We start from the raw sequence: 22,327 nt of genomic DNA on the forward strand, positions 1-22,327 counted from the left end.
GACAAGGGACGCAGCAGGATTGGCTTGTTTGCCCCCGCTTTTTTGCAAACTTCCCAGCAATAAAGCATATTTTGCCGGGTTCAATGGTTGCATCCCCCAAAACCTTACAATAAAATGCGCGACGCTTGACTGTCTGTCGTCTATTTGCCGTGCAAAAGCGATAAACACAACGGGTGCAAGCAGAATTACCGTTGTGACAATCTGGCGTCTGGAGGGGTTCCCGAGCGGCCAAAGGGATCAGACTGTAAATCTGACGGCTCTGCCTTCGAAGGTTCGAATCCTTCTCCCTCCACCATATTTCTCTGCGGTTTGAGTTCTTTGGGTTAGAGAAATGCGGGCATCGTATAATGGCTATTACCTCAGCCTTCCAAGCTGATGATGCGGGTTCGATTCCCGCTGCCCGCTCCAAGATGCTGATATGGCTCAGGCGTTAGCAGAGCCGCACCCTAGGGTGAGTTCGGCAAGCGAACCAGCCATCAGTACCTCTCTCTTTCCCACCAGATTCAAATCCATCATATAAACTGTTCTGTGGTTAGCTTGCCACCGCGTACTCAGCGTTAGTTTAGAGGGACGATCATGTCTAAAGAAAAATTTGAGCGTAATAAACCGCACGTTAACGTGGGTACCATCGGCCACGTTGACCACGGTAAAACCACCCTGACTGCAGCTATCACCAACGTGCTGGCCAAGCACTTCGGTGGTAAAGCTTTCGCCTTCGACCAGATCGACAAGGCACCGGAAGAGCGTGAGCGTGGTATCACCATCAACACCTCCCACGTAGAATACGACACCGCTACCCGTCACTACGCACACGTAGACTGCCCGGGTCACGCCGACTACGTTAAAAACATGATCACCGGTGCTGCCCAGATGGACGGCGCGATCCTGGTGGTGGCAGCGACTGACGGCCCGATGCCGCAGACTCGTGAGCACATCCTGCTGGGTCGTCAGGTAGGCGTTCCGTACATCATCGTGTTCATGAACAAGTGTGACATGGTAGATGACGAAGAGCTGCTGGAACTGGTCGAGATGGAAGTTCGCGAACTGCTGTCCGAGTACGACTTCCCGGGTGATGACCTGCCGGTAGTCCGTGGTTCTGCACTGAAAGCGCTGGAAGGCGAAGCTCAGTGGGAAGAGAAGATCCTGGAACTGGCTGGCCACCTGGACAGCTACATTCCGGAGCCGGAGCGTGCGATTGACCAGCCGTTCCTGATGCCGATCGAAGACGTATTCTCTATCGCTGGCCGTGGTACTGTAGTTACCGGTCGTGTAGAGCGCGGTATCGTCAAAGTTGGTGAAGAAGTGGAAATCGTGGGTATCAAAGATACCACCAAGACCACCTGTACCGGCGTTGAAATGTTCCGCAAGCTGCTGGATGAAGGTCGTGCAGGCGAGAACATCGGTGCGCTGCTGCGTGGCGTGAAGCGTGAAGACGTAGAGCGTGGTCAGGTACTGGCCAAGCCGGGCACCATCAAGCCGCACACCAAGTTTGAATCTGAAGTGTACGTACTGTCCAAAGAAGAAGGTGGTCGTCATACCCCGTTCTTCAAAGGCTACCGTCCGCAGTTCTACTTCCGTACTACCGACGTGACCGGTACCATCGAACTGCCGGAAGGCGTAGAGATGGTAATGCCGGGCGACAACATCAAGATGGTTGTTACCCTGATTGCGCCGATCGCGATGGACGACGGCCTGCGTTTCGCTATCCGTGAAGGTGGCCGTACCGTAGGTGCTGGTGTTGTAGCTAAAGTTATCGCTTAATCTTTGGCTTACATAAATAAAGCAAAGCCCCTATAATAGGGGCTTTCTTATGCAGGGGCGTAGTTCGAATTGGTAGAACAGCGGTCTCCAAAACCGATGGTTGCGGGTTCGAGTCCTGCCGCCCCTGCCATATACCTCGTCTCGTACGGGGCTTTTGTGTCTTTGGTTACGTCAGATACAGGTGGGTTGTATGAGTGTTAGTTCTGAGAACCAGGGCGGAAGCAAGGATACCCTGCTTTGGGGCCTGGTTTTCATTATCCTGGTGGCCGCTGTAGTAGGTAATTATCTACTGAGCGATGTTATTGCTGCCGTCCGCGCCTTGGGTGTGGTCATTGTCATCGCTGCTGCCGGTGCAGTAGCCCTGCAAACCACCAAAGGGAAGGCAACACTGGCATTCGCCCGTGAGTCTCGCCTGGAAGTCCGCAAGGTCGTATGGCCAACCCGTCAGGAAGCCATTCAGACAACCCTGATTGTGCTGGCTGTGACCGCCGTGATGGGGCTGCTGCTGTTCGTTCTGGACGGCGCCTTGGTCTGGTTGGTCAACCTGATTACCGGTGTGTAAGGATAAGCCATGACTGAACAACGTGAACAGCGTATGAGATGGTATGTCGTGCAGGCGTTTTCCGGCTATGAAGGCCGTGTCGCCAAATCCCTGCGCGAGCATATCAAGATGCATGGCATGGAAGACATGTTCGGTGAAGTACTGGTCCCGACCGAAGAAGTGGTCGAGATGCGTGCAGGCCAGAAGCGCAAGAGTGAGCGCAAGTTTTTCCCGGGCTATGTCCTGGTTCAGATGATCATGGATGAAACCACATGGCACCTGGTGCGTAACGTACCGCGCGTCATGGGCTTCATCGGCGGTACTTCCGACCGTCCGGCACCGATCTCCGACAAAGAGGCCGATGCCATCCTGAACCGTCTGCAGGATGCCCACGACAAGCCGCGTCCGAAAACCCTGTTTGAACCGGGTGAAATGGTGCGGGTTGCCGATGGTCCGTTTGCCGACTTCAATGGAACCGTTGAAGAGGTGGACTACGAGAAGAGCCGCGTGAAGGTTTCTGTACTGATCTTCGGTCGTTCTACTCCCGTTGAGCTGGATTTCGGTCAGGTCGAAAAGGGCTGATTGATTTCTGTTCGCTCAACAGTTGTCAGGGGCAGCGAATATCTCTATAATTCGCTGCCCCTTTATTAGTTGGGGAGCCGTTTGCAGGAGCATGTCTCCGAGGCGCTAGAACCCATTTTTGAGGTAATTTCCTAATGGCTAAGAAAGTCACAGCTTATATCAAGCTGCAGGTTGCTGCTGGTGCAGCCAACCCGTCTCCTCCCGTTGGTCCTGCACTGGGTCAACACGGTGTTAACATCATGGAATTCTGTAAGGCGTTCAACGCTCGTACAGAAAAGCTGGAAAAAGGTTCACCGACCCCGGTCGTGATCACCGTTTACAGCGACCGTTCCTTCACCTTCGAAACCAAGACTCCGCCTGCTTCCTTCCTGCTGAAGAAAGCTGCTGGCATCAAGTCTGGTTCTGCCAAGCCGAACAAAGACAAGGTTGGTAAGGTGACCGTAGCCCAGCTGCAAGAAATCGCCAAGACCAAAGAACCGGATATGACCGGTGCCGATCTGGATGCAAAAGTACGTTGCATCGCAGGCTCCGCTCGTTCCATGGGTCTGGTAGTGGAGGATTAAGACAATGGCTAAACTTTCCAAGCGTATGCGCGTTATTCGCGAAAAAGTTGACGGTACCAAAGAGTACTCCATCAACGAAGCCATTGCCCTGCTGAAAGAACTGGCTACCGCCAAGTTCGTTGAAAGCGTTGACGTTGCTGTCAACCTGGGTATCGACGCTCGTAAATCTGACCAGAACGTACGTGGTGCTACTGTACTGCCGCACGGTACCGGTCGTGATGTACGCGTTGCCGTATTTACCCAAGGTGCCAATGCCGAAGCAGCTAAAGCTGCCGGTGCTGACCTGGTAGGTATGGATGACCTGGCCGATCTGGTTAAGAAAGGCGAGATGAACTTCGACGTAGTTATCGCATCCCCGGATGCCATGCGCGTTGTTGGTCAACTGGGTCAAATCCTGGGCCCGCGCGGCCTGATGCCGAACCCGAAAGTTGGTACTGTAACTCCTAACGTTGCCGAAGCTGTCAAGAACGCCAAGGCTGGTCAGGTTCGTTACCGTAACGACAAGAATGGTATCATCCATACCACTCTGGGTAAGGTTTCTTTCAACGAAGTTCAGCTGAAAGAAAACTTGGAAGCTCTGCTGGTTGCCCTGAAAAAAGGCAAGCCCTCTTCCGCCAAAGGTCAATTCATCAAGAAAGTCAGCATCTCCACCACCATGGGTGCCGGTGTTGCCGTAGACCAAGCTTCTCTGGAAGCTCAGGCCTAATTGATGGGTTTTACAAGGCGCAAAATTTAATCTATAATTTTGCGCCTTGATTGGTTGGGGGTTTCGACCTCCGTCCAAGACCGCAGGAGGCTGTAAAGCCTTAATGTTTCCTGCGTAGACGGTGCCGGAAACCCAGCGAGAAAGATTCTTTCTCTTCTGGAATCCTGCTACCGCATCGTTCCCCTCTGTTGTAAAGGTAGGGGGGATGTGTCAGTACTGGGTCATTTGACCCGGATTCAATCCAGGAGTTAAGCCAATGGCATTGGGACTCGAAGACAAAAAGGCAATTGTTGCTGAAGTCAACGAAGCTGCCAAAGGCGCTCTTTCTGCAGTTGTTGCCGATTCTCGCGGTGTCACTGTAGACAAGATGACCGTCCTGCGTAAAACCGCTCGTGAAGCCGGTGTGTACATGCGCGTTGTGCGTAACACCCTGCTGCGTCGCGCGGTAGAAGGTACCGAATACGAGTGCCTGAACGACGCATTTACCGGTCCTACCTTGATTGCTTTCTCTAACGAACACCCGGGCGCTGCTGCTCGTCTGTTCAAAGAGTTTGCCAAAGCGAACCAAAAGTTCGAAATCAAGGCTGGCGCTTTTAACGGTGAGTTTATCGCCGCAGCACAAATTGATCGTCTGGCCACGCTGCCGACCTACGACGAAGCAATTGCGAAGTTGATGGCGACTATGAAAGAAGCCTCTGCTGGCAAGCTGGTTCGTACCATCGCTGCTGTGCGTGATCAGAAGCAAGCTGCTGCTTGATTCTCGCCTATTTAGGCTGTTTGAGTTTATTCAACATCAGGAATTTTTGTCATGTCTATCACTAAAGACCAAATCATCGAAGCCGTTGCTTCCATGTCCGTAATGGAAGTTGTTGAGCTGATCGAAGCTATGGAAGAGAAATTCGGTGTTTCTGCCGCTGTTGCTGTTGCTGCCGGTCCGGCCGCTGAAGCAGTAGAAGAGAAGACCGAGTTCGACGTAGTTCTGACTGCTGCCGGTGCCAACAAAGTTGCCGTCATCAAAGCCGTTCGTGGCGCTACCGGTCTGGGCCTGAAAGAAGCCAAAGATCTGGTAGAAGCTGCTCCGGCTAACCTGAAAGAAGCCGTCTCCAAAGACGAAGCTGAAGCTCTGAAGAAAGAGCTGGAAGCTGCCGGTGCTTCTGTTGAGATCAAATAATCTGCATTTATGTAGATTAGCCTGATAAAACAGGCTAGGGCTGGTGAATTTTTGTTCACCAGCCTTTTTGCGCTGTAGACTGAGAGCATTTCACACCGTTTACGACTCTCGGTGCACCAGCAATCCGGACTGTCTTCTTTCGTCCGGGCCAACACAAAACGGTGTTGAGACAGAGCTGTCCCGCGGGACAGAGTGGGTCACTTATCAGCGAGCTGAGGAACCCTATGGTTTACTCTTATACCGAAAAAAAACGCATTCGTAAGGACTTCGGTAAGCGAGACCAGGTACTGGACACGCCTTATCTGTTGTCCATTCAGCTGGACTCCTTCAAGCAGTTCATCGAGGCTGACCCGGAAGGTGAATATGGCCTAGAGGCCGCTTTCCGTAGCGTTTTCCCGATCACCAGTTACTCCGGTAGTGCTGAGCTTCAGTATGTCAGCTATCGCCTGGGTGAGCCGGTATTTGACGTAAAAGAATGCCAGATCCGTGGAGTGACCTACTCCGCGCCGCTGCGTGTCAAGCTTCGTATGGTTCTGTACGACCGTGAAGCAGCTGCCGGCACCGTCAAAGACATCAAGGAACAAGAAGTATACATGGGCGAAATTCCGCTCATGACCGAGAACGGCACCTTTGTTATCAATGGTACCGAGCGGGTTATCGTTTCCCAGCTGCACCGCAGCCCGGGCGTCTTCTTCGACCACGATAAAGGCAAAACACATTCATCCGGTAAGGTGCTGTATAACGCTCGCGTTATCCCCTACCGTGGCTCCTGGCTGGACTTCGAGTTCGATGCGAAAGACAACCTGTTTGTCCGTATCGACCGTCGTCGCAAACTGCCAGCATCCATTATTCTGCGCGCCCTGGACTTCACTTCCGAACAAATCCTGGCCACCTTCTTCGAGACCATCGGTTTTGAAGTAAAAGATGGCAAGTTGATGATGGATCTGGTGCCGGAGCGTCTGCGTGGTGAAACTGCGACCTTTGACATCGTGGCCAATGGCGCCGTGGTGGTTGAGACCGGTCGTCGTGTGACTGCGCGTCACATCCGTCAGTTGGAAAAAGACGCCGTTACCCAAATTGAGGTACCGGTTGAGTATGTTGTTGGCAAAGTTGCTGCCAAGGACTACGCACATCCGCAAACTGGCGAGATGGTCGTGACCGCCAACCAGGCACTGAGCCTGGAAGCGATCGCCAACCTGTCCCAAGCCGGCTTCAAGCATTTCGAGGTTCTGTTCACCAACGAACTGGATCACGGTGCTTACATGTCCGAGACCCTGCGTGTCGACTCCAGCTCCAACCGTTTGGAAGCGCTGGTCGAGATCTATCGCATGATGCGTCCGGGCGAGCCGCCTACTCGCGAAGCTGCAGAACAGCTGTTCGAAAACCTGTTCTTCTCCGCCGAGCGTTACGACCTGTCTACCGTAGGTCGGATGAAGTTCAACCGCCGTCTGGGTCGTGAAGACGAGACTGGCGCAGGTGTACTGACCAAAGACGACATCGTCGATGTGATGAAGCGCCTGATCGACATCCGTAACGGTAACGACGAAGTGGACGATATCGACCACTTGGGTAACCGTCGTATCCGTTCTGTCGGTGAAATGGCTGAAAACCAGTTCCGCGTCGGTCTGGTGCGTGTCGAGCGTGCGGTCAAGGAGCGTCTCTCCCTGGGCGACCTGGACACCCTGATGCCGCAGGATCTGATCAACGCCAAGCCGATCTCCGCCGCAGTCAAAGAGTTCTTTGGTTCCAGCCAGCTGTCCCAGTTTATGGACCAGAACAACCCGCTCTCCGAAGTGACCCACAAGCGTCGAATTTCCGCGCTGGGCCCGGGCGGTTTGACTCGTGAGCGTGCCGGCTTTGAAGTCCGAGACGTACACCCGACCCACTACGGTCGTCTGTGCCCTATCGAGACTCCTGAAGGTCCGAACATCGGTCTGATCAACTCTCTGTCCGTGTACTCTCGTACCAACGAGTACGGTTTCCTCGAGACCCCGTACCGCAAGGTCATTGACGGTGTGATCACCGACGAAGTGGACTACCTGTCTGCTATTGAAGAAGGCAAGTACGTGATCGCACAGGCTAACGCCGCGACCACCGAAGATGGCCGTCTGAAAGATGAATTGATCCCGTGCCGTCACAAAGGTGAATCCACCTTTATGAACGCCGACCAGATCCAGTATATGGACGTGAGCCCGCAGCAGATCGTATCTGTGGCAGCCGCTCTGATCCCGTTCCTGGAACACGATGACGCGAACCGCGCATTGATGGGTTCAAACATGCAACGTCAGGCTGTACCGACTCTGCGTGCTGACAAGCCGCTGGTAGGTACCGGTATGGAACGCGCTGTGGCCGTTGACTCCGGTGTAACCGTAGTGGCCAAGCGTGGCGGCGTAATCGACTATGTCGATGCCTCCCGTATCGTCCTGAAGGTCAATGAAGATGAGCTGATGCCAGGCGAAGCCGGTATCGACATCTACAACCTGACCAAATACACCCGTTCCAACCAGAACACCTGTATCAACCAGCGTCCTTGCGTGATGTTGGGTGAGCCGGTCATGGCTGGCGACGTACTGGCTGACGGCCCGTCCACCGATCTGGGTGAACTGGCGCTGGGTCAGAACATGCGCGTCGCGTTCATGCCGTGGAACGGTTACAACTTCGAAGACTCGATCCTGGTGAACGAGCGTGTTGTTCAGGAAGATCGCCTGACCACCATCCATATCCAGGAACTGGCCTGTATCTCCCGTGACACCAAGCTGGGTCCGGAAGAGATCACTGCTGACATCCCGAACGTGGGTGAAGCCGCTCTGTCCAAGCTGGACGAGTCCGGTATCGTCTACGTGGGTGCCGAAGTGAAGGGCGGCGACATTCTGGTCGGTAAGGTAACCCCGAAAGGTGAAACCCAGCTGACGCCGGAAGAGAAGCTGCTGCGCGCCATCTTCGGTGAGAAGGCGTCCGATGTGAAGGACTCCTCCCTGCGTGTACCGAACGGTGTGTACGGTACCGTGGTTGACGTGCAAGTCTTTACCCGCGATGGCGTGGAAAAAGACAAGCGCGCCAAAGAAATCGAAGAGATGCAGCTGAAGGAAGCGAAGAAGGACTTGACCGAAGAGTTCAAGATCTTGGAAGACGGCATTTTCGGCCGCTCCCGCAACCTGCTGCTGGCCGCCGGTTACAGCGAAGATCGTCTGAACAAGCTCGATCGCTCCAAGTGGTTTGAACTGGCCATCGAAGACGAAGGCAAGCAGACCGAACTGGAACAGATCGCTGAACAGCACGTTGAGCTGAAAGCTGAGTTCGACAAGAAATTCGAGAACAAGCGTCGCAAGATTATCCAGGGTGATGATCTGGCACCGGGCGTACTGAAAATCGTCAAGGTTTATCTGGCAGTCAAGCGTCGCATCCAGCCGGGTGACAAGATGGCGGGCCGTCACGGTAACAAGGGTGTTATCTCCAAGATCTGTCCGGTCGAGGATATGCCTCATGACGAGTTCGGCCGTCCGGTCGACATCGTACTGAACCCGTTGGGCGTACCATCCCGTATGAACATCGGTCAGATCCTCGAAGTGCACCTGGGCCTTGCGGCCAAGGGTATCGGCGAGAAGATCGATCGCATGGTCAAAGAGCAGCGCGAGCTGCACGAGATGCGCAACTTCCTGCAACAGGTCTATGACCTGGGCGAGAAGGACACCCAGCAAGTGAACATCGCCGAACTGTCTGACGACGACGTACGTACCCTGGTGGGTAACCTGCGTAAGGGTCTGCCGGTTGCTACTCCAGTGTTTGATGGTGCCAAAGAGCGCGAAATCAAAGCCCTGCTGAAGCTGGCCGATCTGCCGGAATCCGGTCAGATTGATCTGTTCGACGGCCGTACCGGTAACCGCTTCGAGCGTAAAGTAACCGTTGGTTACATGTACATGCTCAAGCTGAACCACCTGGTCGACGACAAGATGCACGCGCGTTCTACCGGTTCTTACAGCCTGGTTACCCAGCAGCCGCTGGGTGGTAAGGCTCAGTTCGGTGGTCAGCGTTTCGGTGAGATGGAAGTGTGGGCCCTGGAGGCTTACGGTGCGGCATATACCCTGCAGGAGATGCTGACCGTCAAGTCTGACGATGTGAATGGCCGTACCAAGATGTACAAGAACATCGTGGATGGCGACCACCGTATGGAGCCGGGCATGCCCGAATCCTTCAACGTATTGCTGAAGGAAATCCGCTCTCTGGGTATCAACATCGAGCTGGACGAAGAGTAAGAGCTCGCTCTTATTGTTCGAGAATTGACGTGGGCGCCCCGCTGTTTTGGCAGCCGGGGCGCCGAGGTTAGACTCCTGACAGGGGAAACACGTGAAAGACTTACTCAAGTTTTTGAAGGCTCAGACCAAGACCGAAGAGTTTGACAGCATCAAGATCGGTCTGGCCTCTCCTGACATGATCCGCTCCTGGTCATTCGGTGAGGTCAAAAAGCCTGAGACCATCAACTACCGGACTTTCAAGCCGGAGCGTGATGGTCTGTTCTGCGCCCGTATCTTCGGACCGGTGAAGGACTACGAGTGTCTGTGCGGCAAGTACAAGCGCCTGAAACACCGTGGTGTGATCTGTGAGAAGTGCGGCGTTGAAGTGACCCAGACCAAGGTCCGTCGTGAGCGTATGGGCCACATCGAGCTGGCCAGCCCGACTGCCCACATCTGGTTCCTGAAGTCCCTGCCGTCCCGTATCGGTCTGCTTCTGGACATGACCCTGCGCGACATCGAACGCGTGCTCTACTTCGAATCTTTCGTAGTTATCGAGCCGGGCATGACCAACCTCGAACGCAGCCAGATGCTCTCCGAAGAGCAGTACCTGGATGCGCTGGAAGAGTGGGGCGACGAATTTGACGCCAAGATGGGTGCCGAAGCAATCCTGGCATTGCTGCGCGCCATCGATCTGGAAGGTGAAGTCAAAGCGATGCGTGAGGAGCTGGATCAGACCAACTCCGAGACCAAACGCAAGAAGACCACCAAGCGTCTGAAGCTGATGGAAGCTTTCCTGCAGTCCGGCAACAAGCCGGAGTGGATGATCATGACAGTGCTGCCTGTGCTGCCGCCGGACCTGCGTCCGCTGGTACCGCTGGACGGCGGCCGTTTCGCGACTTCCGATCTGAACGATCTGTACCGTCGCGTGATCAACCGTAACAACCGCTTGAAGCGTCTGCTGGATCTGGCTGCTCCGGACATCATCGTGCGCAACGAAAAGCGTATGCTGCAAGAGTCCGTCGATGCGCTGCTGGATAACGGCCGTCGCGGTCGTGCCATCACCGGTTCCAACAAGCGCCCGCTGAAATCCCTGGCCGATATGATCAAGGGTAAGCAGGGTCGTTTCCGTCAGAACCTGCTCGGTAAGCGTGTCGACTACTCCGGTCGTTCCGTTATCACCGTAGGCCCGACTCTGCGTCTGCATCAGTGCGGTCTGCCGAAGAAGATGGCGCTGGAACTGTTCAAGCCGTTCATCTATGGCAAGCTGGAAACCCGCGGTCTGGCGACCACTATCAAGGCCGCCAAGAAGATGGTGGAGCGCGAGGAAGCTGTCGTTTGGGATATCCTGGACGAAGTGATCCGCGAACATCCGGTTCTGCTGAACCGTGCACCGACTCTGCACCGTCTGGGTATCCAGGCATTCGAACCGACTCTGGTCGAAGGCAAAGCCATCCAGCTGCACCCGCTCGTTTGTGCTGCGTATAACGCGGACTTCGATGGTGACCAGATGGCGGTTCACGTACCGCTGACCCTGGAAGCCCAGCTGGAAGCGCGTGCGCTGATGATGTCTACCAACAACATCCTGTCGCCAGCCTCCGGTGAGCCGATCATCGTTCCTTCTCAGGACGTGGTCTTGGGTCTGTACTACATGACCCGCGCCCGCATCAATGCGAAGGGTGAAGGTATGGTGCTGTCCGGCCCGAAAGAGGCCGAGAAAGTGTACCGTGCTGGTCTGGCCGACCTGCATGCTCGCGTCAAGTGCCGCATCACCGAGTACGTGAAGAACGAAGCCGGTGAGCTGGTTGCCAAGACCGAGATGAAGAACACCACCGTTGGCCGTGCGATCCTGAGCCTGATCCTGCCGAAAGGTATGGAATACGCCCTGATCGACGAGCCGAAGGTGCTGACTGCTGCCGAGCAGGCCGATCTGGAAGCCAATCCGCAGAACTGGATCAAATGCGTATCCAACAAGGCGCTGGGCAAAAAGCTCATCTCCCGTCTGCTGAACACCTGCTATCGCAAGCAGGGGCTGAAGGACACCGTTATCTTCGCTGACCAGCTGATGTATACCGGTTTCCACTACGCGGCGCTGTCCGGTGCTTCCGTTGGTATCGATGACATGGTCATCCCGGATGCCAAGAAAGACATCATCGCGTCTGCCGAAGCCGAAGTTGCCGAGATCCAGGACCAGTTCCTGTCCGGTCTGGTAACTGCGGGCGAACGTTACAACAAGGTTATCGATATCTGGGCCAGCGCCAACGAGCGCGTCTCCAAGGCCATGATGGAGAACTTGTCCAAAGAGCGTAACGTCAACTCGCTGGGTGAAGAAGAAGAGCAGGCCTCGTTCAACAGCATCTTTATGATGGCTGACTCTGGTGCGCGTGGTTCCGCCGCCCAGATCCGTCAGCTGGCCGGTATGCGTGGCCTGATGGCCAAGCCGGATGGCTCCATCATCGAGACTCCGATCATCGCGAACTTCCGCGAAGGTCTGAACGTACTGCAGTACTTTATCTCTACCCACGGTGCTCGTAAGGGTCTGGCGGATACTGCACTGAAGACTGCGAACTCCGGTTACCTGACTCGTCGTCTGGTAGACGTGGCGCAGGACATGGTGATCACCGAGGACGATTGCGGCACTACCGACGGTCTGTGGATGACTCCTCTGATCGAGGGTGGCGACGTGGTCGAGCCGCTGCGTGAGCGCGTGCTGGGTCGTGTGGTGGCAGAAGATGTCATCAAGCCGGGTACCGAGGACGAGATCCTGGTTGCTCGCAACACCCTGCTCGACGAGCAACTGTGTGACCTGCTGGAACGCAACTCCGTTGACCGTGTGAAGGTACGTTCTGCCATCACCTGTGAAACCGACTTCGGTAACTGTGCTCACTGCTACGGCCGTGATCTGGCCCGTGGTCACCTGGTTAACAAGGGTGAGGCTGTCGGTGTTATCGCCGCCCAGTCCATCGGTGAACCGGGTACCCAGCTGACGATGCGTACGTTCCACATCGGTGGTGCTGCATCTCGTGCCGCTGCTGAAAGCAGCATCCAGGTCAAGAACACAGGTACCATCAAGCTGCAGAACGCCAAGTTCGTTCACAACAGCGATGACAAACTGGTTATCACCTCACGTTCTACCGAACTGACCATCATGGACGACATGGGCCGTACCAAGGAGAGCCACAAGCTGCCTTACGGTTCTGTGCTGGAAGTGAAGGACGGCCAGGCCGTGAGTGCTGGCGAGACCGTTGCCAATTGGGATCCGCACACCCACCCGATCATCACCGAAGTGGCGGGTCGCCTGCAGTTCGAACACATGATCGATGGTGTGACCATCACTCGTCAGACCGACGAGCTGACCGGTCTCTCTTCTATCGTTGTTCTGGACGTCAACGAGCGTCCGAGCGCCGGTAAAGAGATGCGTCCGACCGTTAAACTGGTCGACCTGAACGGCAAAGACGTGATGATCCCGGGTACCGATGTAGCCGCCCAGTACTTCCTGCCGGGCAAGGCGATCGTGAACCTGGAAGATGGTGCCAACGTGGGCGTGGGTGACGCGGTAGCGCGTATCCCGCAAGAGTCCGGCGGTACCAAGGACATCACCGGTGGTCTGCCGCGCGTTGCGGATCTGTTCGAAGCACGTCAACCGAAGGAACCGGCAATTCTGGCCGAGATCTCCGGTACCATCTCCTTCGGGAAAGAGACCAAGGGCAAACGCCGTCTGGTCATCACCCCGACCGATGGTGGCAACGTCTACGAAGAGATGATTCCGAAGTGGCGTAACCTGAACGTGTTCGAAGGTGAAAAAGTTGAGAAGGGTGAAGTGCTGGCGGACGGTCCTGAGTCTGCTCACGACATCCTGCGTCTGCGCGGTATCAGCCCGGTCGCCAACTACATCGCCAACGAAGTGCAGGACGTTTACCGTCTGCAAGGCGTTAAGATCAACGACAAGCACATCGAAGTCATCGTTCGTCAGATGCTGCGCAAGTGCGAGATCCTGAGCGCTGGCGATACCGATCTGATCGAAGGCGAACAGGTTGAAGTTGCTCGTGTGAAGATTGCCAACCGTAAGCTGGTTGCCGAGGGCAAGACCCCTGCGACCTACCGTCATGTACTGATGGGTATTACCAAGGCATCTCTGAGCACCGAGTCCTTCATCTCCGCGGCTTCCTTCCAGGAAACCACTCGCGTTCTGACCGAAGCCGCCGTTGGTGGCAAGCGTGACGAACTGCGTGGCCTGAAAGAGAACGTCATCGTGGGTCGTCTGATCCCGGCTGGTACCGGCTTTGCCTACCACCATAGCCGGATCAACCAGCGTGCTGCCGCAGCTCGTGCTGTTGGTACCCCGCAGGTGACCGCTGATGAAGCAGAGCAGAACCTGGCGGATCTGCTGAACGCAGCCGGTAGCTTCGACGAAGAGTAACTCGTCATCCGTGATTGAAAAGGGCTCCTTCAAGGAGCCCTTTTTGTTGGCCAATTCCTCGGCAAAGGTAGACGCAGCGCGGGTTTCAGGATGATCCAGAGCAAAGTTGTAGAGTAAAAAATCAAAAAAAGTTGACTTTACTCCCCTGCAATTTAAAACTCGGGAAAGTTGAATGGTTATTACAGGGGTAGAACATGACTGTCGGTATCGAGGAAGCCATGCTTCCCGAAGAACAGCTGATCAGCCGCACTTTTACAGATGAAGACAGGGAATTGTTGCGCTCATACGATGGGCTCATCGATGGCTTGGCCGAGCTGTTCGGCAAGCATTGTGAAGTGGTACTCCACTCCCTGGAAAATCTGCACGAGTCGGTGATCAAGATCGCCAACGGCTTCAATACCGGACGCACCCTCGGGGCGCCCATCACCGATCTCGCCCTGCGCATGCTCAAGGATATCGAGAGCACCGGCCAGGATTACACCCAGAGCTATTTCGCTCGCAGCCGTACCGGCGCGCTGATGAAGTCGAGCACCATCGCCATTCGCAACAGCGAGCGGCAAGTAGTGGGGCTTATCTGCATCAACCTGCACATCAATGCGCCTTTCCACGAGTTCGTGGCCGAATTTTTCCCGACGCCCCAGCAGGCGGCGCGTCAGTCACCAGAGACCTTCGCCAACAGCGTGGAAGAGCTGGTTGCCCAGACGGTGGATAACACCATCGACGAGATCAATCGCGATCCCACCGTGGCCAACAATGCCAAGAACCGCTTCATCGTGACCCAGCTGTTCGAGAAGGGCATTTTCGACATCAAGGATTCGATCAATCTGGTGGCGGACAAACTCAATATTTCAAAACATACCGTTTATCTTTACATCCGACAGCGCAAGCAGGGTGAAGACGAGAACGAGTAACTCATTCCAGAAGGGGATAGATGAATGGCTAAAGAAGTGATTGCAACCGACAAGGCGCCTGCCGCGATTGGTCCGTATGTTCAGGCTACCAAGGTTGGCGAGATGATCTTCACCTCCGGGCAGATCCCGCTCGATCCTGCCACCATGGAGATCGTGGCCGGCGGCATCGAAGAGCAGGCCGAACGGGTGATGAAGAATCTGGTTGCCGTGTTGCACGCTGCCGGTGCCGATGCCAGCAAAGTGGTCAAGACCACCTGCTTCCTGAGCGACATGAACAACTTCGTTGCCTTCAACCAGGTCTATGCCCGCTACTTTGGCGATGCGGCGCCAGCCCGCTCCTGCGTGGAGGTGGCTCGTCTGCCGAAAGATGTGCTGGTCGAGGTCGAGGCGATTGCCCATCTCTGATCAACAGATCGAATCAAGCCCCTCCTGGCAGGGGCTTTTTTGTTTTTGGCGTAAAATGGACCGGGTCAGCACAGGAGTCCTGCTATGAGTCTGAGTTTTGCCATCCTGGTCACGGGGCCTGCCTATGGCACCCAATCGGCCAGCACCGCCTATCGTTTTGCCCGCACCCTGTTGGCGCAGGGACATACCTTGTCCCACCTGTTCTTCTATCAGGACGGGGTCTGCAACGGCAACGGTTTGCATCTGCCTGCATCCGATGAGACTAACCTGGTGCGTCTGTGGCGAGAGCTGGCAGCAGAGCAGGGGATCCGTATCGACGTCTGTGTCGCCGCCGCCATGCGGCGCGGTGTGCTCGATGAGCAGGAGGCCAAGGGGGCAGGGCAGGTGCACTTCAATCTGCAAGCGCCATTTTGCCTGAGCGGTCTGGGCCAGTTGGCCGAGGCTGCGCTCACCGCCGATCGACTGGTTCAGTTCTAGGGGGAGTCATGAGCAAGAAAATCGCCTTTATATGCAGTCGTGGTCCCCATGGCCATGCCGCTGGCCGGGAAGGACTGGATGCCTTGTTGGCCACCTCGGCCATGACCGATGAGCTGGCCCTCTTCCTGATTGGGGACGGCGTGCTGCAGCTGCTCAAGGAACAGCAGCCTGCCGCCATTTTGCAGCGCCACTACGCGCCCACCTTTAAGATGCTGGAACTCTACGACATCGAAGAGGTCTATGTTTGTGCTGACTCGCTGGCAGAGCGTGGTGTGACAGTGGATGATCTGCTGATCCCCGTCGAGAGTCTGCCGCGCCAGGAACTGGCTCGGCGCTGGGCACAATGTTCGACTCACATCAGCTTTTGAGGTCTCCATGTTGCATCTGATATTGAACTCCCCCTTTCAGAGTCAGGCTCTGGCAGAGGCGCTCTCATACCTTCAGCCCGAGGATGAGCTGGTACTGATGCAGGATGCCGTGATTGCGGCATCGGCTCCCCAGTGGAGCGCGCGGCTGGCGGGTATCCCGCTTTATGTAATGCAGGAAGATCTGCAAGCTCGCGGTTTGCAGCATCGGGTGGGTAATGTGCTCGATATGGCGGGTCTGGTGGCACTGATTGCGCAAAAAGGTTCCCCGCGCACCTGGGGTGGCTGAGAAGCATATTTTCAAGAAAATTCAAGGTGATGTCGTGAAATCAAACGGATCCGAATTGCCCTTTTGTGACGCAAATTGTATAAATCTTGACTCCCCAGACAACAGGGCATAAAATTTCGCGTCCCCGTATCTGCGGGGAGGATTTTCCACACGTTTATGAAGTCATTATCAGGAGCCTTTTGATGGCAACTATTAACCAGTTGGTTCGCAAGCCACGCATCAAGCTCGTTGTGAAAAGCAACGTGCCGGCGCTGGAAGCGTGCCCTCAGAAGCGTGGCGTATGCACTCGTGTATATACCACCACCCCGAAGAAGCCTAACTCTGCACTGCGTAAAGTGTGCCGTGTACGTCTGACCAACGGCTTCGAAGTCACCTCCTACATCGGCGGTGAAGGTCACAACCTGCAAGAGCACTCTGTTGTTCTGATCCGTGGCGGTCGTGTAAAAGACTTGCCAGGTGTTCGTTATCACACCGTTCGTGGTGCGTTGGACTGTGCCGGTGTTAAAGACCGTAAGCAGGCTCGCTCCAAGTATGGCGTGAAGCGTCCTAAAGCTTAATGGTTCTCCGTTAAGTAAGGCCAAACGTTAATTCGTTTCTAGTTAGATAGCTTTCTAGTTTTGGGTAATCCCTGAAGTTACGGAGAATTTGAAATGCCAAGACGTCGTGTTGTTGGTCAGCGTAAAATCCTGCCAGATCCCAAGTTCGGATCAGAGCTGCTGGCTAAATTTGTCAACGTAGTAATGGTTGACGGTAAGAAATCTGTTGCAGAAGCCATTGTTTATGGCGCCCTGGACATCATTGCCACCAAATCTGGCAAAGAGCACCTGGCCGTATTCGAAGAAGCTCTGGATAACATTCGTCCGGCGGTCGAGGTTAAATCTCGTCGCGTCGGTGGTGCAACCTATCAGGTGCCGGTAGAAGTTCGTCCGGTACGTCGCAATGCCCTGGCAATGCGCTGGTTGGTTGATGCCGCTCGTAAACGTGGTGAAAAATCAATGGCTCAGCGTCTGGCTGGCGAGCTGCTGGATGCCGCTGACAATAAGGGTTCGTCTGTCAAGAAACGTGAAGACGTTCACCGTATGGCTGAAGCGAACAAAGCCTTCGCTCACTTCCGCTGGTAATCCGCTTGCGCAGGGTCTTTTGACTCTGCGCACCTTTAATTATCTAGGGACAAGCGCCTTAGTAAGAGGATGACAATGGCTCGTACAACCCCCATTGAGCGTTATCGTAACATCGGTATCTCCGCTCACATTGACGCCGGTAAGACTACTACTACCGAGCGCGTACTGTTTTACACCGGTGTAAGTCACAAGATCGGTGAAGTTCACGATGGCGCTGCCACCATGGACTGGATGGAACAGGAACAAGAGCGTGGTATCACCATCACCTCCGCCGCGACCACCGCTTTCTGGTCCGGTATGGGTAAACAGTTCCAACCGCACCGTATCAACATCATCGATACCCCGGGCCACGTTGACTTTACTATCGAAGTAGAGCGTTCAATGCGTGTTCTGGACGGTGCCGTGATGGTGTACTGTGCTGTAGGTGGCGTACAGCCACAGTCTGAAACCGTATGGCGTCAGGCTAACAAGTACAAGGTTCCCCGTATTGCGTTCGTCAACAAGATGGACCGTACCGGTGCCAACTTCCTGCGTTGTGTTGAGCACATCAAGACCCGTCTGAAAGGTACTCCGGTTCCCCTTCAGCTGAACATCGGCTCTGAAGAGAACTTCAAGGGCGTTGTTGACCTGGTCAAGATGAAGGCCATCAACTGGAACGAAGCTGACCAGGGCGTATCCTTCGATTACGAAGACGTCCCGGCCGAGTTGCTGGAACAGGCGCAAGAAATGCGCATGAATCTGGTTGAAGCCGCTGCTGAAGCGTCTGAAGACCTGATGGAAAAATACCTGGGCGGCGAAGAGCTGACCGAGGAAGAGATCAAAGGTGCTCTGCGTCAGCGCGTGCTGAACAACGAAATCATCCTGGTAACCTGTGGCTCCGCGTTCAAGAACAAGGGCGTACAGGCCATGCTGGATGCCGTGATCGAGTACCTGCCGGCTCCGACCGACGTTGCTGCTATCGACGGCCTGAAAATGGACGGCGAGACCAAAGACGAGCGTCACGCTTCCGATGACGAGCCGTTCTCTGCTCTGGCGTTCAAGATCGCTACCGACCCGTTCGTTGGTAACCTGACCTTCTTCCGTGTCTACTCTGGCGTGATCAACTCCGGTGACACCGTGCTGAACTCCGTCAAGGACAAGCGCGAGCGTTTTGGCCGTATCGTTCAGATGCATGCCAACAAGCGTGAAGAGATCAAAGAAGTACGCGCTGGTGACATCGCTGCTGCCATCGGTCTGAAAGACGTGACCACTGGTGACACCCTGTGTGACCCGAACGCACCGATCATCCTCGAGCGTATGGAATTCCCGGAGCCGGTAATTTCTATCGCGGTTGAGCCGAAAACCAAGGCTGACCAGGAGAAGATGGGTCTGGCTCTGGGCCGTCTGGCTCAGGAAGATCCGTCCTTCCGCGTATGGACTGACGAAGAGTCAGGTCAAACCATCATCGCTGGTATGGGTGAGCTGCACCTGGACATCATCGTTGACCGTATGCGTCGCGAGTTCAAGGTTGAAGCCAACGTAGGTAAGCCGCAGGTTGCCTACCGTGAAACCATCCGTACCACAGTTAAAGACATCGAAGGCAAGCATGCCAAGCAGTCTGGTGGTCGCGGTCAGTACGGTCATGTTGTTATCGACATGTACCCGCTGGAAGAAGGCAAAGCATACGAATTCGTCAACGACATCAAAGGTGGTGTCATTCCTGGTGAATTCATCCCGGGTGTTGATAAAGGTATCCGTGAGCAGCTCAAATCTGGTCCGCTGGCTGGTTACCCGGTTATGGATCTGGGTGTGCGTCTGCACTTCGGTTCTTACCACGATGTCGACTCTTCCGAACTGGCGTTCAAGATCGCTGCTTCCATGGCCTTTAAGGCTGGCTTCATGAAGGCCAACCCGGTTCTGCTCGAACCGATCATGAAAGTAGAAGTTGAAACTCCGGAAGATTACATGGGCGACGTTATCGGTGACCTGAACCGTCGTCGTGGCCTGATCGAAGGTATGGAAGATGGCCCGTCCGGCAAGATCGTACGTGCTCTGGTGCCGCTGGCCGAAATGTTCGGTTATGCAACTGCACTGCGTTCCGCTACCCAGGGTCGCGCTTCCTACGCCATGGAATTCGCCAAGTATCACGATGCACCGACCAACGTTGCACAAGCCGTGATCGAAGAGCGCAAATCCAAGTAATTTAAGATTCCCCGCCTACGACGGTAGGCGGGTTTAACCTAGAAGGACTACGTCGTGTCTAAAGAAAAATTTGAGCGTAATAAACCGCACGTAAACGTCGGCACCATCGGCCACGTTGACCACGGTAAAACCACCCTGACTGCAGCTATCACCAACGTGCTGGCCAAGCACTTCGGTGGTAAAGCTTTCGCCTTCGACCAGATCGACAAGGCACCGGAAGAGCGTGAGCGTGGTATCACCATCAACACCTCCCACGTAGAATACGACACCGCTACCCGTCACTACGCACACGTAGACTGCCCGGGTCACGCCGACTACGTTAAAAACATGATCACCGGTGCTGCCCAGATGGACGGCGCGATCCTGGTAGTAGCAGCGACTGACGGCCCGATGCCGCAGACTCGTGAGCACATCCTGCTGGGTCGTCAGGTAGGCGTTCCGTACATCATCGTGTTCATGAACAAGTGTGACATGGTAGATGACGAAGAGCTGCTGGAACTGGTCGAGATGGAAGTTCGCGAACTGCTGTCCGAGTACGACTTCCCGGGTGATGACCTGCCGGTAGTCCGTGGTTCCGCACTGAAAGCGCTGGAAGGCGAAGCTCAGTGGGAAGAGAAGATCCTGGAACTGGCTGGCCACCTGGACAGCTACATTCCGGAGCCGGAGCGTGCGATTGACCAGCCGTTCCTGATGCCGATCGAAGACGTATTCTCTATCGCTGGCCGTGGTACCGTAGTAACCGGTCGTGTAGAGCGCGGTATCGTTAAAGTTGGTGAAGAAGTGGAAATCGTTGGTATCAAAGATACCACCAAGACCACCTGTACCGGCGTTGAAATGTTCCGTAAGCTGCTGGACGAAGGTCGTGCAGGCGAGAACATCGGTGCACTGCTGCGTGGCGTGAAGCGTGAAGACGTAGAGCGTGGTCAGGTACTGGCCAAGCCGGGCACCATCAAGCCGCACACCAAGTTCGAATCTGAAGTGTACGTACTGTCCAAAGAAGAAGGTGGTCGTCATACCCCGTTCTTCAAAGGCTACCGTCCGCAGTTCTACTTCCGTACTACCGACGTGACCGGTACCATCGAACTGCCGGAAGGCGTAGAGATGGTAATGCCGGGCGACAACATCAAGATGGTTGTTACCCTGATTGCGCCGATCGCGATGGATGACGGCCTGCGTTTCGCTATCCGTGAAGGTGGCCGTACCGTAGGTGCTGGTGTTGTAGCTAAAGTTATCGCTTAATCGATACTTTAAATGCACACATGAAAGGGGTGGCTTCGGCTGCCCCTTTTGTTTTTGGGCTTTATCTGCCCTGTGAGATACTGGGCAAAACCATTGATTGAGGTAGTTTCCGTGAGCAAACCCGCCATTTTTCTGGATCGTGACGGTGTCATCAATGAAGACACTGGCTATGTCAGCCAGGTTGATGACTTCCATTTTCTGCCCGGAGTCATAGACGCCCTGCTGCTCCTCAAAAAGAAAGGCTATCTGCTGGTTGTAGTGACCAACCAGTCAGGGATTGCCCGCGGTTATTTCACCGAAGATGATTTCATGAACCTGACCGAGTGGATGGATTGGTCACTGGCGGATCGGGATGTGGACCTCGATGGCATCTATTTCTGCCCCCATCATCCGGATCACGGAGCCCCCTGTGATTGCCGCAAACCGGAGCCAGGCATGCTGCTGTTGGCGCAACAGGAACTGGGGATCGACATGAGCCGTTCCTATATGGTGGGTGACAAGCCTTCCGATCTGAAAGCCGCCATCAATGCCGGGGTTGGTCATAAGATCATGGTCAGAACCGGTAAGCCAATCACCGAAGCGGGTAGCGCACTGGCAGATGCCATCTATGACAACCTGCATGATTTTGCCGTCGCGGTGCCTGCAGCGAGCTAATTTCGCCGGTTAAATATGCTGATTGGTGGATTTGCGAGCGATTGAACGATGAAAGCCATCTTTTTGCAATTATCCCCTTGCCAGAACGAATTCACTCCCTATAATGCGCCTCCATCGACAGGGCAAGCGGCAACGCAAACAACCTCGTCGGTAACCTCGAAAAGCCTTTGAAAATAAGGCTTGACTCGAGAAGGCGGTTGAGTAGAATTCCACTCCCGCAGCAGCACATTGTTGCGTCGCTCTTTAACAATTTGAATCAAGCAATCTGTGTGGGCACTCACAGCATCGAGCATCAAAAACAATTTTTGATTTTCAATGTCTGATGAAGTGACCAAAGCAACTTTATGTTGCAGCAGTTAATTCAGCAATTCATTGAGCCGCTTTTCGAAGCAACCAAACTTAAATTGAAGAGTTTGATCATGGCTCAGATTGAACGCTGGCGGCAGGCCTAACACATGCAAGTCGAGCGGCAGCGGGAAAGTAGCTTGCTACTTTTGCCGGCGAGCGGCGGACGGGTGAGTAATGCCTGGGGATCTGCCCAGTCGAGGGGGATAACAGTTGGAAACGACTGCTAATACCGCATACGCCCTACGGGGGAAAGGAGGGGACCTTCGGGCCTTTCGCGATTGGATGAACCCAGGTGGGATTAGCTAGTTGGTGAGGTAATGGCTCACCAAGGCGACGATCCCTAGCTGGTCTGAGAGGATGATCA

Annotated in this window: 19 protein-coding genes, 3 tRNA genes and 1 rRNA gene; all 23 read left to right on the forward strand. The window is 54.9% G+C overall.

The features are described from left to right. Positions 1–210 precede the first annotated feature (210 nt). Positions 211–295 (forward strand) — tRNA-Tyr (locus G5306_RS11935). 38 nt (positions 296–333) lie between these two features. Further along, positions 334–408 (forward strand) — tRNA-Gly (locus G5306_RS11940). 168 nt (positions 409–576) lie between these two features. Continuing rightward, positions 577–1,761, forward strand: a complete 1,185-nt coding sequence (gene tuf, locus G5306_RS11945; protein ID WP_074042664.1) for an elongation factor Tu — start codon at positions 577–579, stop codon at positions 1,759–1,761. Positions 1,762–1,814: 53 nt separating this feature from the next. Next, positions 1,815–1,891, forward strand: a tRNA-Trp gene (locus G5306_RS11950). Positions 1,892–1,951: 60 nt separating this feature from the next. After that, positions 1,952–2,323, forward strand: a complete 372-nt coding sequence (secE, locus tag G5306_RS11955; protein WP_005341843.1) for a preprotein translocase subunit SecE — start codon at positions 1,952–1,954, stop codon at positions 2,321–2,323. A 33-nt stretch (positions 2,324–2,356) separates the two neighbouring features. Then, positions 2,357–2,884, forward strand: coding sequence for a transcription termination/antitermination protein NusG (gene nusG / locus G5306_RS11960; protein WP_019840195.1), 528 nt, complete (start codon positions 2,357–2,359; stop codon positions 2,882–2,884). 134 nt (positions 2,885–3,018) lie between these two features. Further along, positions 3,019–3,447, forward strand: coding sequence for a 50S ribosomal protein L11 (rplK, locus tag G5306_RS11965; protein ID WP_026456244.1), 429 nt, complete (start codon positions 3,019–3,021; stop codon positions 3,445–3,447). A 4-nt stretch (positions 3,448–3,451) separates the two neighbouring features. Beyond that, complete coding sequence (gene rplA, locus G5306_RS11970; protein WP_005339888.1) at positions 3,452–4,153, forward strand: 50S ribosomal protein L1; 702 nt, start codon at positions 3,452–3,454, stop codon at positions 4,151–4,153. A gap of 256 nt (positions 4,154–4,409) precedes the next feature. Next, the gene (rplJ, locus tag G5306_RS11975; protein WP_216952230.1) at positions 4,410–4,910 is read left to right on the forward strand and encodes a 50S ribosomal protein L10; all 501 of its coding nucleotides are present in this window, start codon (positions 4,410–4,412) and stop codon (positions 4,908–4,910) included. Positions 4,911–4,961: 51 nt separating this feature from the next. Continuing rightward, the gene (gene rplL / locus G5306_RS11980) at positions 4,962–5,324 is read left to right on the forward strand and encodes a 50S ribosomal protein L7/L12 (protein ID WP_005341840.1); all 363 of its coding nucleotides are present in this window, start codon (positions 4,962–4,964) and stop codon (positions 5,322–5,324) included. 224 nt (positions 5,325–5,548) lie between these two features. Further along, entirely contained in the window at positions 5,549–9,577 is a 4,029-nt protein-coding gene (rpoB, locus tag G5306_RS11985) for a DNA-directed RNA polymerase subunit beta (protein WP_005339897.1), read from the forward strand. Between the two features lie 91 nt (positions 9,578–9,668). After that, entirely contained in the window at positions 9,669–13,973 is a 4,305-nt protein-coding gene (rpoC, locus tag G5306_RS11990; protein WP_100647045.1) for a DNA-directed RNA polymerase subunit beta', read from the forward strand. A 194-nt stretch (positions 13,974–14,167) separates the two neighbouring features. Beyond that, positions 14,168–14,884 carry a helix-turn-helix transcriptional regulator gene (locus G5306_RS11995; RefSeq protein ID WP_005339902.1) on the forward strand — a complete coding sequence of 239 codons (717 nt, stop codon included), beginning with the start codon at positions 14,168–14,170 and terminating at the stop codon, positions 14,882–14,884. Between the two features lie 24 nt (positions 14,885–14,908). Next, positions 14,909–15,289 carry a RidA family protein gene (locus G5306_RS12000; protein WP_005339904.1) on the forward strand — a complete coding sequence of 127 codons (381 nt, stop codon included), beginning with the start codon at positions 14,909–14,911 and terminating at the stop codon, positions 15,287–15,289. Between the two features lie 84 nt (positions 15,290–15,373). Next, the gene (tusD, locus tag G5306_RS12005; RefSeq protein ID WP_421312913.1) at positions 15,374–15,766 is read left to right on the forward strand and encodes a sulfurtransferase complex subunit TusD; all 393 of its coding nucleotides are present in this window, start codon (positions 15,374–15,376) and stop codon (positions 15,764–15,766) included. Positions 15,767–15,774: 8 nt separating this feature from the next. After that, positions 15,775–16,134, forward strand: coding sequence for a sulfurtransferase complex subunit TusC (tusC, locus tag G5306_RS12010; RefSeq protein ID WP_005341830.1), 360 nt, complete (start codon positions 15,775–15,777; stop codon positions 16,132–16,134). 7 nt (positions 16,135–16,141) lie between these two features. Next, entirely contained in the window at positions 16,142–16,420 is a 279-nt protein-coding gene (gene tusB / locus G5306_RS12015) for a sulfurtransferase complex subunit TusB (RefSeq protein ID WP_005339909.1), read from the forward strand. Positions 16,421–16,602: 182 nt separating this feature from the next. Further along, entirely contained in the window at positions 16,603–16,977 is a 375-nt protein-coding gene (gene rpsL / locus G5306_RS12020) for a 30S ribosomal protein S12 (RefSeq protein WP_005306278.1), read from the forward strand. A gap of 93 nt (positions 16,978–17,070) precedes the next feature. Continuing rightward, complete coding sequence (gene rpsG, locus G5306_RS12025; protein ID WP_005339911.1) at positions 17,071–17,541, forward strand: 30S ribosomal protein S7; 471 nt, start codon at positions 17,071–17,073, stop codon at positions 17,539–17,541. Positions 17,542–17,616: 75 nt separating this feature from the next. Further along, positions 17,617–19,722: an elongation factor G gene (gene fusA / locus G5306_RS12030; RefSeq protein WP_021229318.1), complete on the forward strand. Its 2,106-nt coding sequence runs from the start codon at positions 17,617–17,619 to the stop codon at positions 19,720–19,722. A 54-nt stretch (positions 19,723–19,776) separates the two neighbouring features. Beyond that, positions 19,777–20,961 carry an elongation factor Tu gene (gene tuf / locus G5306_RS12035; RefSeq protein WP_074042664.1) on the forward strand — a complete coding sequence of 395 codons (1,185 nt, stop codon included), beginning with the start codon at positions 19,777–19,779 and terminating at the stop codon, positions 20,959–20,961. Between the two features lie 111 nt (positions 20,962–21,072). Beyond that, on the forward strand, positions 21,073–21,615 hold the full coding sequence (gmhB, locus tag G5306_RS12040; RefSeq protein ID WP_421312914.1) for a D-glycero-beta-D-manno-heptose 1,7-bisphosphate 7-phosphatase: 543 nt from the start codon (positions 21,073–21,075) through the stop codon (positions 21,613–21,615). 401 nt (positions 21,616–22,016) lie between these two features. Then, a 16S ribosomal RNA gene (locus G5306_RS12045) occupies positions 22,017–22,327 on the forward strand; the annotation flags it as partial.

The organism is Aeromonas sp. 603404, from assembly GCF_049171775.1.
Taxonomy (GTDB): domain Bacteria; phylum Pseudomonadota; class Gammaproteobacteria; order Enterobacterales; family Aeromonadaceae; genus Aeromonas; species Aeromonas veronii_A.

Bases quoted from the DNA above. Each gene is read 5' to 3' on its own strand.
- G5306_RS12000 (WP_005339904.1), top strand. From the start codon at position 14,909: ATGGCTAAAGAAGTGATTGCAACCGACAAGGCGCCTGCCGCGATTGGT.
- secE (WP_005341843.1), top strand. From the start codon at position 1,952: ATGAGTGTTAGTTCTGAGAACCAGGGCGGAAGCAAGGATACCCTGCTT.
- rplK (WP_026456244.1), top strand. From the start codon at position 3,019: ATGGCTAAGAAAGTCACAGCTTATATCAAGCTGCAGGTTGCTGCTGGT.
- fusA (WP_021229318.1), top strand. From the start codon at position 17,617: ATGGCTCGTACAACCCCCATTGAGCGTTATCGTAACATCGGTATCTCC.
- tuf (WP_074042664.1), top strand. From the start codon at position 577: ATGTCTAAAGAAAAATTTGAGCGTAATAAACCGCACGTTAACGTGGGT.
- rpsG (WP_005339911.1), top strand. From the start codon at position 17,071: ATGCCAAGACGTCGTGTTGTTGGTCAGCGTAAAATCCTGCCAGATCCC.
- tusC (WP_005341830.1), top strand. From the start codon at position 15,775: ATGAGCAAGAAAATCGCCTTTATATGCAGTCGTGGTCCCCATGGCCAT.
- rplJ (WP_216952230.1), top strand. From the start codon at position 4,410: ATGGCATTGGGACTCGAAGACAAAAAGGCAATTGTTGCTGAAGTCAAC.
- G5306_RS11995 (WP_005339902.1), top strand. From the start codon at position 14,168: ATGACTGTCGGTATCGAGGAAGCCATGCTTCCCGAAGAACAGCTGATC.
- tusD (WP_421312913.1), top strand. From the start codon at position 15,374: ATGAGTCTGAGTTTTGCCATCCTGGTCACGGGGCCTGCCTATGGCACC.
- nusG (WP_019840195.1), top strand. From the start codon at position 2,357: ATGAGATGGTATGTCGTGCAGGCGTTTTCCGGCTATGAAGGCCGTGTC.
- rplA (WP_005339888.1), top strand. From the start codon at position 3,452: ATGGCTAAACTTTCCAAGCGTATGCGCGTTATTCGCGAAAAAGTTGAC.
- rpsL (WP_005306278.1), top strand. From the start codon at position 16,603: ATGGCAACTATTAACCAGTTGGTTCGCAAGCCACGCATCAAGCTCGTT.
- tusB (WP_005339909.1), top strand. From the start codon at position 16,142: ATGTTGCATCTGATATTGAACTCCCCCTTTCAGAGTCAGGCTCTGGCA.
- rpoB (WP_005339897.1), top strand. From the start codon at position 5,549: ATGGTTTACTCTTATACCGAAAAAAAACGCATTCGTAAGGACTTCGGT.
- rplL (WP_005341840.1), top strand. From the start codon at position 4,962: ATGTCTATCACTAAAGACCAAATCATCGAAGCCGTTGCTTCCATGTCC.